General features: G+C 37.3%; 8 protein-coding genes. 3 read left to right on the forward strand and 5 right to left on the reverse strand.

Translation table 11 applies throughout. The features are described from left to right. Nucleotides 1-53 precede the first annotated feature (53 nt). Together MCS_RS03185 and MCS_RS03190 are read left to right on the forward strand one after the other, a co-directional pair. Complete coding sequence (locus MCS_RS03185) at nucleotides 54-302, forward strand: zinc-finger domain-containing protein (protein ID WP_004855623.1); 249 nt, start codon at nucleotides 54-56, stop codon at nucleotides 300-302. Between the two features lie 34 nt (nucleotides 303-336). Further along, entirely contained in the window at nucleotides 337-1584 is a 1248-nt protein-coding gene (locus MCS_RS03190; RefSeq protein WP_004855625.1) for an FAD-binding protein, read from the forward strand. Between the two features lie 178 nt (nucleotides 1585-1762). On the opposite strand, the gene dnaE is transcribed toward MCS_RS03190, so the two are convergent. Continuing rightward, entirely contained in the window at nucleotides 1763-5251 is a 3489-nt protein-coding gene (gene dnaE / locus MCS_RS03195; RefSeq protein ID WP_024864214.1) for a DNA polymerase III subunit alpha, read from the reverse strand. Between the two features lie 610 nt (nucleotides 5252-5861). Here dnaE and recG point away from each other — a divergent pair. After that, complete coding sequence (gene recG, locus MCS_RS03200; protein WP_004855627.1) at nucleotides 5862-7970, forward strand: ATP-dependent DNA helicase RecG; 2109 nt, start codon at nucleotides 5862-5864, stop codon at nucleotides 7968-7970. Between the two features lie 116 nt (nucleotides 7971-8086). On the opposite strand, the gene glmS is transcribed toward recG, so the two are convergent. The 4 genes from glmS to MCS_RS03220 all read right to left on the reverse strand — a co-directional run bounded on the left by glmS (nucleotide 8087) and on the right by MCS_RS03220 (nucleotide 13250). Further along, entirely contained in the window at nucleotides 8087-9910 is a 1824-nt protein-coding gene (glmS, locus tag MCS_RS03205; RefSeq protein ID WP_004855629.1) for a glutamine--fructose-6-phosphate transaminase (isomerizing), read from the reverse strand. Between the two features lie 173 nt (nucleotides 9911-10083). Then, complete coding sequence (gene glmU / locus MCS_RS03210; protein WP_004855630.1) at nucleotides 10084-11433, reverse strand: bifunctional UDP-N-acetylglucosamine diphosphorylase/glucosamine-1-phosphate N-acetyltransferase GlmU; 1350 nt, start codon at nucleotides 11431-11433, stop codon at nucleotides 10084-10086. A 14-nt stretch (nucleotides 11434-11447) separates the two neighbouring features. Then, complete coding sequence (locus MCS_RS03215) at nucleotides 11448-12236, reverse strand: cytochrome c biogenesis CcdA family protein (RefSeq protein ID WP_004855631.1); 789 nt, start codon at nucleotides 12234-12236, stop codon at nucleotides 11448-11450. Between the two features lie 45 nt (nucleotides 12237-12281). Further along, entirely contained in the window at nucleotides 12282-13250 is a 969-nt protein-coding gene (locus MCS_RS03220; protein WP_172462899.1) for a carboxypeptidase regulatory-like domain-containing protein, read from the reverse strand. Nucleotides 13251-13267 lie beyond the last annotated feature (17 nt).

A 13267-nucleotide genomic window follows, 5' to 3' on the forward strand; every position in this document is an offset into this window, starting at 1 on the left:
GAGACGATCTTAATCATGCTTTATTAGGCAATTGATTCCGGAGTTTATACGTCATGACTGATCACAATATTCCCCATTTCCAAAATGACCTTGGATATAAAACAATCGAAATTGGTGTAAAAGAATTCATGTGTGTCGGTGCCACACAACCTTTTGATCATCCTCATATTTTTATTGACATGGGAGCAGCTGATGAAAAAATTTGCCCTTATTGCTCAACACTTTATCGCTATCTTCCCTCACTATCATATAATCAAACAAATCCAGCAGGATGTCTCTATTACCCAAGCAATTCACTCTAATGCGTGCTCTGTTTTTTCCATATAGAAGTAATTCATGAACCAGTCACCAATCATTGTTGGAGGAGGTATTGCTGGCTTAAGCTGTGCTTTAGCACTTGCCCATAAAGGAATTGCAAGTACCGTTATCGAAAAGTGTGAAAAACTTGAGAGTGCGGGCGCAGGTATTCAACTTACTCCAAATGCTACATGTCTTCTTGCGCGCTGGGGAATTCTTAATAAACTCATAGAAGTCAGTATGATACCGCATTTTCTTGATTTAAGAGATGGGATATCTTTAAAAACACATCTACACACTAATCTTATCAATCTATCTAAAAAATATTGGAGATCTCCTTATATAACAATTCACCGCGCTAACTTACAAAAAATTTTATACGATGCTGTTATTCAAAATCCTTTTATCAAATATAAAGCAGGTGAAGCTGTTGTATCATCTCCTCAAATAACAACCAACAGCATAAAGATAAAGACAACGAAAACAGAACAGCAGCAATTTTATTCAACATCTCTCCTTATTGGATGCGATGGAGTTTGGTCAACATTACGGAAACGATCACCATTTTATGAAAACGCAGAATTTACTGGCTTTATTGCTTGGCGTGCAACAGCAGAATTTGAAAATCTTCCTAAAAAATTTCGTCCTTTATTACAAAACATGAAGACAATTACAGCTTGGATGGGACCCCAAAATCATCTCGTTGCCTACCCTATTCAATCATCAGCAAAAGTTTTTAACTTTGTAGCCATTACACACGGAGAAAATTCAAAAGAAGGGTGGGCTCATAAAGGCGAGCGAGAAAAGCTTAAATTCCTTTTTAAAGAATGGCATTCTCAAATTTCAGAAATTTTTGACCATATTGATGAATGGTGCTATTGGCCACTCTTTCAAATGAAACAAAATCGTTTTTTAGGTTTAGAAAGACAAGTGTTTGTTGGTGATTGTGCACACGCAGCTTTACCCTTTGCAGCACAAGGAGCTGCTATGGCAATAGAAGACGCTGCCACATTAGCAGAAGCACTCTCTTTTAAAAATCTTTCATTAACTGAATCGCTTTTACTTTACGAAAAAATACGAGCTCCCCGCATTACAGAAGTAAAAAAACGAGGAGATTTCAACAGAGTAGCATATCATGCAACAGGTCCTATAGCAATTGCACGTAATCTTATCATGAAAATCTGCACACCAGAGATAATCATGTCTCGTCTTAATTGGCTTTATATGTACGATGCAATGAAGCTGACAAAAAATGATAGAAAAGAAATTTGTAATAAAAATTTATAAAATGCAAACCCTAAAATATCTCTCGATACGCTCAGCAAAAAGAAGTCTGTTTTTTGATCTTGCTTAAAAAATATTAGCATCTATTTTGAACAAAAATAGGTGGGGCAGAATCTATAATTTCATTCAAAATCCAAACTTTAAACTCAGACAAAAACAAAAAACACCATAGGATCTGAGATTAGACCAACTCCACATCAATAACACCATGAATTGCTTTCATAGCACTTGCTATACGTGGGTTTACCTTATATCGCTTTGGAAGCACAATTTCGACCTCTCGTAATCCATCTTCTTGAATGAGAATAATTCCTACCTCTCCATTTCCGCTAGGATTTAAATTTCCCTCAATTTGTGCAAGTATATCAACTGTTTTTATAAAAAGGCGCATCGTTTTATAATGCTGTGCAGCTTCCTTTTCCAAAGATTGAACTGTCTCAAGACGCAAACTAATACCTTCAGAACGATTTTCTGCACTCACAGTAATGATAACAGATTGTCCAGGCTCTAACATATCCTCATAAAGAGAAAGTCCTTCGGAAAAGACAACAGTCTCATATTGTCCACTTGTATCAGAAAACTGAACAACTCCCATTTTCTTACCAGATTTCGTTTTGCGAATCTGTTTTGCCACAACAGTTCCAGCAAGCCGCGCAGCAGTTGCTCCTCCTTTAACGACATTGACAAAATCACTCCAAGTCTGAATGCGTTTTCTAGTAAGAACTGTCTGGTACTCATCTAAAGGATGAGCAGAAAAATAAAAACCTATTGTTTGAAATTCTCGATGAAGTTTTTCAGCAGGAGACCAAGGAGATACTTGCGATAGAATCAAAGGCTCTTTTAATCCCCCTGTCATCCCAAAGATATCAATCTGCCCACTACAATTGTTATCAAGTATACGAAATGCACGTGCATGAAGAGTTCCAAGGCTCGCCAATAAAACCTCACGTGCAATGTGAAAACAATCAAAAGCACCAGCACAAACCAAGCTTTCCATCGCACGCTTATTAACAATACGAGGATCAATACGCTCACAAAAATCTTCTAGATCTTTAAAAGGCTTATTTCCACGACAAGCTACGATATGATCAACCACCGTATCTCCCACCCCTTTAATGGCAGCAAGAGAATAATAAATGCAATTTTCACCAACCTCAAAAACACGATGAGATGTCTGCACACAAGGCGCAATAATTTTGATACCTAATCTTAATGCCTCACGCCGGAAATCATTTAACTTATCCGTATTTGTCATATCATACGTCATTGAAGCGGCTAAAAACTCAACTTTGTGATGTGCTTTCATATAAGCTGTTTGATAAGAAACAATTGCATAAGCAGCGGCATGGGATTTATTAAAACCATAATCTGCGAATTTTGCCAAAAGATCAAAGATAATATCAGCCTGATCTTTATCAACACCATTATCTACAGCACCACTCACAAAGCGTGTACGCTGTTTCTGCATTTCTTTATGGATCTTTTTACCCATAGCACGGCGCAATAAATCTGCTTCTCCAAGCGAATAACCAGAAAGCACCTGAGCAATTTGCATGACCTGTTCTTGATATACAATCACACCTTGTGTTTCTTTAACCAGATAATCTATTTTAGGATGAATTGAAGCAATTTCTTCTTCTCCATGTTTACGTGCGTTATACGTTGGAATATTCTCCATTGGACCAGGACGATAAAGCGCAACGAGTGCAATAATATCTTCAATGCGATCTGGTTTCATCCCAATTAGTGCTTTACGCATACCAGCACTTTCCACTTGAAATACACCAACTGTTTCTCCCCGTGCCATCATGGCATAAGTCGCTTCATCATTCAGAGGAATATGCGACAAATCTATTTTAATACCTTTCCGTGCAACAAAATCGACCGCCATTTTTAAAACAGTAAGCGTTTTCAAACCAAGAAAATCAAACTTAACCAATCCAGCTTGTTCAACATATTTCATGTTAAATTGCGTCACAGGCATATCAGAACGAGGATCGCGATACATCGGAACAAGTTCTAAGAGGGGGCGATCACCAATAACAATTCCAGCAGCATGGGTTGATGCATGACGATAAAGCCCCTCCAACTGAAGTGCTATATCTAATGTGTGCCCAATAACAGGATCTTTTTTCTTTTCTTCCTCAAATTTTGGTTCATCCTTGATAGCATCAGCCAATTCAACTTGGCTTCCAGGTGTTGCAGGAACTAATTTTGTAAGATAATCGACCTGACGATAAGGTACTTCTAAAACACGGCCAACATCACGTAACACCGCACGTGCCTGCAGTTTACCAAATGTAATAATTTGAGCAACTTGATCACGACCATATTTTTTTTGAACATACTGAATAACTTCTTCGCGTCGCTCCTGACAAAAATCGATATCAAAATCCGGCATAGAAACACGATCTGGATTAAGAAAACGTTCAAAGAGAAGAGAAAAACGCAATGGATCAACATCGGTGATAGTTAATGCATAAGCAACAAGTGAACCAGCACCAGAGCCACGCCCTGGCCCAACAGGGATATCATGAATCTTCGCCCATTTTATAAAATCTGAAACGATAAGAAAGTAACCAGAAAATTGCATACGCGTAATAACTGAAATTTCATAGTCAAGCCGTTTCTCATAATCCGTAATCGTATATCCTTCAGCCAATCCAATTGTTTCAATCCGCATTTTTAAACCAATTTTAGCCTGATTTAACAATTCACTATCTTCTGCTTCTAAAGCAAAATTTGAATCTATAGATTGCTCTATAAAACGCGGCAAAATCGGTTTCCGAACTGGTGTAGCAACATGACAACGTAATGCAATTTCAACACTATTTTCCAGAGCTTCTGGAAGATCAGAAAACAACGCCACCATTTCATTTTGCGACTTTAAATAATGATCTGGCGTCACACGTTTGCGATCAGGATTAGAGACAATTTGTCCTTCTGCAACAGCCATCAATGCATCATGTGCTTCATAGCCTTCCCTATTCAGAAAAAAAGCCTCATTAGTTGCAACAAGAGGAATTTTATAAGCATAAGCTAACTCAAGAAGCGCTGCCTCGACTTTACGATCATAAGAGCCATGCCGTTGTAATTCCACATAAAGACGATCACCAAAAATCTTTTTCAAATAAGTTAAGCGTTCAACAGCTCGTTCTTTCTTATCTTCTGCTAAAAGCAAATTAATAGGCCCTTTATTACCACCAGTCAAAGCGATGATTCCTTCACTGTGTGATAATAGCCATTCAGCTTTAATATGAGGAGAATCTGTATCGCGCTTATCAAGATAAGCACGACTGACGAGACGAACTAAATGAGCGTAACCACTCTCACTAGCAGCCAAAAGAACAAGAGAGCAAAAATCAGAAGCACAGCGCCCTTTTACTAAACGCGAATTATCACTTTCATCATTAAAATCAATTGCAAGCTGACAACCTATAATAGGTTGAATACCGTGAGAAAAACAAGATTGCGAGAACTCTAAAGCACCAAATAAATTATTCGTATCTGTAATAGCAACCGCAGGAGTATGATCAGAAATTGCATGTTGAATAATTTGTGGAATTTTTAAAGCCCCTTCGAGCAAAGAATAAGCAGAATGTACTCTTAAATGAATAAAACGAGGAAGCGTATTCTTATCATCTTGCATTTTATTTTTATCTTCTGACACTCTCACAATTTCCCACAAAAAATAAATGCCACCTTGTAAATATCATCCATTTCGTAACAGAAGAACATTTTAACCTATCATGTACAATTTACCAATTCAGTACCTCATATATCCAAAAGATAATTCAATTTTATTAAGGATAGCATAGTCTTTTCTATTTCTATAATATTGAACTCTATTTTATCTCCCAGTTTTAAGATGAAGAATGCTTAAATAAAGCGAATAAAATAAATTCTATCACTAAAGTAAAAATTAAAATTCCCATAAAAGAAGAATTTTTTATAGTGAAAGCAGAGAGTTATAAATCTCTTAAAAGAGGAGTATCTATAAAAAAAGAGATTAAATTTCAAAGTGTTGTTTTGCAAGGTATAAAAACACAAATCTCTCAAACAACCATACTGCAATAAAAAAACATTTAAATAATAAACTCTTATAAAGTATTAATTATTAAATATTTTTATTTAAATTATATTCTTTAATGATAAAAATATAAAATTTAAAATACACAATATAAGCAAATAAATTGCTTCTCACACGCTTAGTGATTTATCCCCAAAAAGCTTTTTAAATACACTAGAAAAAACAAAAAGAGCGCGTTACATTCTCTTATATGCTTCCAAGCCTGATTACTCCTCTTTTTAACTCTATTCGTACACTTTCTGGGATTACCCCTAAAACTTACAGCTTACTAGCCAAAGTTTTAAACATTAATCCTATACAACGTGATCCTACTCTTATTGACCTTCTTCAATTAATGCCCAATTCTGTCATAGATCGCAGAATGCGACCCGGTATCGCTTTTGCACAAGAAGGAATCACCGTTACTCTTGAAATTTTTATTGACCAACATCAGCCCCCTCCAACTGGACGTAATCGATTGCCCTATCGTATTAGAGCACATGATCAAACAGGTATCATAAATTTAGTTTTTTTTCACGCTCAAAGCTCTTGGCTTAAAAAGCAATTACCAGAAGGAAAAAAAGTCATTGTATCAGGAAAAGTTGAGCGATTTAATGGACAACTTTCAATGGTGCATCCTGACCATATCGCACCAAGTGAGAAATTAAATCAGATTCCCCTGATCGAACCTATCTATCCTTCTACCGCTGGATTGTCCACAAAGACACTAAGGCGTGCTATACAAAATGCTCTAGAGCATATTCCTCTCTTGCCAGAATGGATAGATGAAAACATTAAAAAACAACAAAACTTTTCTTCTTTTTCTATTGCTTTACGGCGAATTCATAGCCCCATAGATCCTGATGATTTAACCTTAGAAAGTGCAGCACGTAGACGTCTTGCCTATGATGAGCTTCTTGCTAGCCAATTAGCTCTTGGGCTTATACGCCTGAAAACCAAATCTCTTTCAGGAATTTCTCGATCACCAACAGGAACATATACAGAAAAATTACTGAAAGCATTACCCTTCCAACTTACAGATGGACAAAAAGCAGCGATCAAAGATATTGCAAAGGATCTCGCTTCACCAGAACCGATGTTAAGACTTCTACAAGGTGACGTAGGAGCAGGAAAAACCGCCGTTGCACTGATGGCAATGGCGCAAATTGCTGAAAATGCAGGGCAATCAGCATTAATGGCACCAACAGAAGTTCTTGCCCGACAACATTTTGCTACAATTGCACCTCTTGCCCAAAAAATCGGCTTACAAACAACTCTTTTAACAGGACGAGAAAAAGGGAAAGTACGCGTAAATATCTTGGATGATATCTTATCAGGACACGCTTCTATTATCATCGGAACCCATGCTCTCATACAAGATAACGTAACTTATAATAATCTTGCTTTAGCCATCATCGATGAACAACATCGCTTTGGCGTACATCAACGCCTTTCTCTAACATCCAAAGGTCAGACACCTGATATGTTGGTGATGACCGCCACCCCTATTCCACGCACATTAGTTTTAACAGCTTTTGGTGATATGGACGTATCACAAATTACAGAAAAACCAATGGGGCGGCAATCAATCACAACAGCAACGCTTTCATTGAAGCGCATTCATGAACTTTTAGAACGAATTGAAATTGCATTAGAAAAAGGAGAAAAACTTTATTGGATCTGTCCTTTAGTGGAAGAATCGACAAATCTTGAACTCACTTCCATTGAAAACCGCTTTACTCTTCTCTCTGAGCGATTTGGCACACGCGTTGGTATGATACATGGAAAAATGTCTACGGATGAAAAAGAAGCAGCTATGGCATCTTTTAAATGTGGAGATATCCGTATTTTAGTGGCAACAACTGTTATTGAGGTAGGAGTAGATATTCCGGATGCTTCAATCATCGTCATTGAACATGCAGAACATTTTGGTCTTTCACAACTGCATCAATTGCGTGGGCGTGTTGGACGAGGAGAAAAAAAATCCTCCTGTATTTTGCTCTATAAAGATCCGCTCACAAAAACAGCAGCAACACGCTTGAATATTATACGCAATACAGAAGATGGTTTCAAAATTGCTGAAGAAGACTGGCGCTTACGTGGAGAAGGTGAGCTTTTAGGAACACGGCAATCTGGTGCACCTGAGTTTCATATAGCCAACCTTGCCGTCCACAGTGCTCTTTTATCAATGGCAAGAAGGGATGCGCGTTTGTTTTTACAACAGGATCCTTACCTTTCTTCAGAACGAGGACAAGCCTTACGTTTACTTCTTTACCTTTTTGGGCGAGAAGATGCGACACGTCTTTTACGAGCCGGTTAACCCTCTCAAAAACAATACAAACAGAACACTTTGCATGGCTATACCTTATCTATTTTCCTGCATTTTTATAAATTTGCACCCCTCTTCTTTCCTATAGCGCCTTAAAAAACAAATTTTTACTCAACAGTGACAGATTTTGCCAAATTACGAGGCTGATCAATGTCCGTCCCCAATAAAACAGCTGTATAATAAGCAATGAGCTGAATAGGTAAAGCATAAATAATTGGTGCAATAAATTCAGGAGTATCTGGCAAAACAATAGTCGATAAAACATCTAGGTTTATTGCTTTTATACCTCTTTTATCCGTAATCAAAATAATACGACCATTGCGTGCTGCCACTTCTTGCATATTAGAAAAAGTTTTTTCAAACCACCGATCATAAGGAGCAACAACAATAATCGGCATTGTCTCATCTACCAGTGCAATCGGCCCATGTTTTAACTCGCCCGCAGCATACCCCTCAGCATGAATATAAGAAAGCTCTTTCAATTTGAGAGCTCCTTCCAAAGCAATTGGATAAGAAGTACCGCGGCCAAGATAAAGTACACCTTTCGCATTCACTAAATCACGACAAATCGTTTCAATCTTGTTCTCTAGCTTTAAAACTTCATTTAAAATCCGTGGAACTTCTGCCAACTGTTGGACCAACTGTTGTTCCATCTTGGCAGAAAGATAACCACGTTGTTTAGCAGCATCAAGAGCTACTGAAGCAAGCGTTGCCAATTGACAAGTAAAAGCTTTTGTTGAGGCAACACCAATCTCTGGACCAGCAAGTGTTGGTAAAACAAAATCAGCTTCTCGTGCCATCGTTGATTGCTCAACATTCACAATTGTTGCGGTTTTTACACCACGCTCCCGGCAATAACGGAGAGATGCCAAAGTATCCGCCGTTTCACCAGATTGAGAAACAAACATTGACAATACATCAGGTGTCATAGGTAGTTCGCGATAACGAAATTCCGAAGCAACATCATTATCAACACTTAAAGCAGCAAAATTTTCAAACCAATAGCGTGCAACTAAAGTTGAATAATAAGCCGTTCCACAGCTTGCAAAAAGTAATCGGTCAATATTTTTCCAATCAATAAAATTTTTAAAGGAACGAACCTTATAAGTTCCAAGATCAAGATAACGCGCTAAATTATGAGAGATAACTTCAGGTTGTTCAAACATTTCCTTATGCATAAAATGGCGGTGATTGCCTTTAGAAACCAATAAAGTTCCATCAAACAATGTTACAATAGAGCGTTTTACTGGTTGGTTATCTGCATCATAAATTGTTACACCCTCTCGTGTCAAAACAGCCCAATCTCCATCTTCCATATAGCTAATATGATCAACAAATGGTGCTAAAGCAATTGCGTCTGATCCAACAAAAAACTCGTCTTTTCCATAGCCAATCGCGAGTGGAGGACCAGAACGAGCAGCAATCATAAGATTGTCTTCACCTTTAAAAATAAGAACAATAGCGAAAGCACCCTGCAATCTTTTCCAACTTGTGCGTACTGCTTCCTGCGGAGAAAGACCACTTTTTAATGCTCGTGTAATTAAATGTGCAATCACTTCTGTATCCGTTTCTGTTTCAAAATTACAACCATCCTCAATCAATTCTTTTTGCAATTCTATAAAGTTTTCAATAATACCATTATGAACAATTGCAAGCTGTTCAGTCACATGAGGATGAGCATTTCTTTCCACAGCGGCTCCATGCGTAGCCCAACGCGTATGACCAATCCCTAGATTTCCTTTCAGAGGTGTTTTTTTTAATTTTTCTTCTAAATGAACGAGTTTTCCCTCAGCACGCATACAATAAATATGCCCCTGATTCACTGTTGCAACTCCAGATGAATCATAGCCTCTATACTCAAGACGCCTCAAACCATCAACCAAAGAGGATGTAACATTTCTATTTCCTAAAATTCCAATAATTCCACACATTTTAAAGCTCCAACTCACATCCCCAATTTATATAACGCCATAAAAAATTCTAACTACCCTCATCTAAAACTTTAAAAAACAAAGTAATAAAAGAAAACACGAAAATATTTTAAGAATAAGCCTACTACACAATTGCCAGACCACCATAAAACCAAGTAATAAATAGAAAATAATTACTTCTTTTGTTTATTGGCCAACAAACGCGCACGCAATTTTGTTGCATAGCCTTCTTTAGTTACTTGTCTTGCTCGCCCTAAAGCTACACTATTCATAGGAACATTTTCAGTGATAACACTACCTGAAGCAATATAAGAACTGTTCTCTATAACCAGTGGAGAAACAAGTGATGAATTAGATCCTATAAAAGCGTTATCACCGATTGTAATTTTATATTTTTGAAACCCATCATAATTACAAGTAATAGTACCAGCACCAATATTAGTATAAGCGCCAATTTCTGCATCACCAATATAACTCAAATGATTAATTTTAGAGGCTTTCCCTATCTTAGCTTCTTTGACTTCACAAAAATTTCCTATCTTTACGGATTGAGCTAATTCTGTTCCAGGACGCAAGCGTGCATAGGGTCCAATCTGCGCATCTTTACCAATCACTGAACCTTCTAGATAACTAAATGCATGAATAACTGCACCAGAGTATACTTTTACCCCCAAACCAAAATAAACATTAGGCTCAATAACTACCCCTGGTTCAATCTCTGTATCATAAGAAAAATAAACACTTTCTGGTTTCAGAATTGTCACACCAGACAACATTAAATCGTGTGCTTTACGTTTTTGCCACAAAGAATCAGCTTCAAAAAGTTCAAGACAGCTATTAATTCCAACAACATTGTCAAAAGGGACTTCAACAACGCGAACATCTAATCCTTCCTGTGCAGCAATAGAAACAACATCTGTTAAGTAATATTCCTGCTTTATATTGCGATTATTAACCTGATCTAAGAGAGAAAGTGCATACTTTCCACGCATAGCAAACATTCCACCATTACAAAAAGGAATTTTTTTTTCTTCTTCATTCGCATCTTTTTCTTCTACAATTGCGACAACTTTGCCATTTTTCTCAAGAAGACGTCCATAACCTGTTGGATCTGGAGGATAAAAACCAGCGATAACAATATCTGCTCCAGCAGTAAGTTGAGCACGAAGCTGTACCAATGAATCTTGTGTAATCAAAGGAGTATCCCCAAAAACAATAAGAATATCATCCACCCCTTTTTGCAAAGCTACACGAGCAGATAAAACAGCATGAGCCGTTCCTAAACGTTCTTTTTGTTCAAAAATCATCGCCTTTTTTACAAATGATTGAACGGCATGCGTAACATCTTTGGCTCCAGCCCCGACAACAACTGCCAATTGTGAAGTACCGGCTAATTCTATTTGTTTTATGACGTGACAGATTAGTGGCAATCCAGCAATTTTATGAAGCACTTTAGGAAGAGGGGACTTCATGCGCGTCCCCTCACCAGCTGCAAGAACAATAGAAAGACAACTTCTAACCATAAAAACACATAAGACTAACGAGAAATCCCAAAAAAAATCATAATATCATGCCAACGAATAACTTCAACATTACTTAGCAAAGGATAATGTTCCAAAAGCCAAAATGAAAGATCCTGCATAGAGCCTGTTAAAAACAAAACACCAGTAACAATCAGAAAAATACCAATAATCTTTTCAACTTTTCCTAGGTGAATACGAAAAACTTTTAAAAATCTCATAAAACTGCTTGAAAATAAAGCCGCCAAGATAAAAGGAACTGCAAGACCTAACGCATACACCCCTAAAAGAACAGCTCCCTCACCCACAGTTTCTTTTGTACCAGCAAGTGTTATGATAGGACCTAAAATTGGGCCTATACACGGTGTCCAACCAAATGCAAAAGCTAAACCAATAACATAAGCCCCTAACGGTCCAGTCGCTGTTTTGTGCGTTCGAAAACGAACTTCACGAAATAAAAAGGCTATTTTAAAAAAACCTAAAAAATTTAGACCAAAAATGATAATGATAATTCCAGCAGCAAATGCAAACCAATCACGATAATAGCCAATGAATTTGCCAATTGTACTTGCACTAGCACCTAAAGCAACAAAAACAGTCGTAAAACCAAGCACAAATGCAATAACAGAAGATAAAAGTGCCCACCGTATAAACCGTTTTCCATCATGTTTTTCTAAACAAAAATCATCAATACCAATCCCCGCCATATAGCATAAATAAGGAGGAACCAATGGCAAAACACACGGTGATAAAAATGATAATGCCCCGGCCAAAAACACACTTACTGTTGAAATTTCTAAAATCAAAACCCTTTATCCATTTTTAATAACGCTTCTGCTTATAAACAACTATCAATTCATTCCTTCATCAATTTGTAACATATTTCGTGCATTTGCCACCACACTTATATCTTCGTCATGACCAGAGATAACCGAAAAAACTTTTTGATAAATTTGATCCTTATTTTTGGCAATCGCAATATACTCACCTTCCGCTAAAATAAGCGAAACATAAGCACCAACTGTTTCATAAATAATATCACCAGAATCATTAGTAATGGACCAGCTTGTATCTGCAAGTGCTTCTCCTCCTTCTTGCCGTACCAACTTTAGAACGATTTGAGCCGCCTGATGTTCAAGAGTTACTTCAGTAATTTTCCCTGAATCTACCTGAATATTCGAGCGAACAATAGCATTAATGGAACCATAATGGGACGCAATATGATAGTGACCAGTTTTCAAACGAACAATTGACTGCGGTTTAACATTTGACAAAATCACACCAGTATCATCGTTTTCTCTCTCATCTTCATATATAGTGAAACGCAATTCCTTTTCATTGACCATACCATTCAGCAACGTACCATTTAAAATAATCCCACCAGCATCAAGATTAAAATTTTTGACAAGCCTCTGCCCACTTTCTAAATTTATATGGTGCATTGCACTTGCATGACCAAATGAGACGTGAACAATATAACCTCCTGGTTCTAAATCAAAATGCGCACTACCACCTTCATAAGTTGCAATCAATGGTAATTTATTATCAACTCCCAAGATTGGTGCATACACCCGCCATATGAGTCCTTTCACAATATCTTCATTGCTGTTTGTTAATCGAGCCCGCAATATGAGTTGGGTTCGAGAAACTAAGTTCTCTTTTTCACGATCTTGAGATTTTAGAATAAAATTTGTTGGTTGTTGTTGATGATAATTCCACTCTCCCATTTTTTGAGAAAATGCACACGTATTCCAGACTGATAAAACCAGCACCAAACATAACCACAAACATCGACGCAATATTTTTGTTAAAATGCCCATTCTCACATTGTTGACCA

Source organism: Bartonella doshiae NCTC 12862 = ATCC 700133, assembly GCF_000278155.1.
GTDB classification, from domain to species: domain Bacteria; phylum Pseudomonadota; class Alphaproteobacteria; order Rhizobiales; family Rhizobiaceae; genus Bartonella; species Bartonella doshiae.

Excerpts from the sequence above, each read along its gene's own strand:
- glmS (WP_004855629.1), bottom strand. The coding sequence starts at position 9,910 with ATGTGTGGAATTATTGGAATTTTAGGAAATAGAAATGTTACATCCTCT.
- recG (WP_004855627.1), top strand. The coding sequence starts at position 5,862 with ATGCTTCCAAGCCTGATTACTCCTCTTTTTAACTCTATTCGTACACTT.
- MCS_RS03190 (WP_004855625.1), top strand. The coding sequence starts at position 337 with ATGAACCAGTCACCAATCATTGTTGGAGGAGGTATTGCTGGCTTAAGC.
- MCS_RS03185 (WP_004855623.1), top strand. The coding sequence starts at position 54 with ATGACTGATCACAATATTCCCCATTTCCAAAATGACCTTGGATATAAA.
- MCS_RS03220 (WP_172462899.1), bottom strand. The coding sequence starts at position 13,250 with ATGGGCATTTTAACAAAAATATTGCGTCGATGTTTGTGGTTATGTTTG.
- glmU (WP_004855630.1), bottom strand. The coding sequence starts at position 11,433 with ATGGTTAGAAGTTGTCTTTCTATTGTTCTTGCAGCTGGTGAGGGGACG.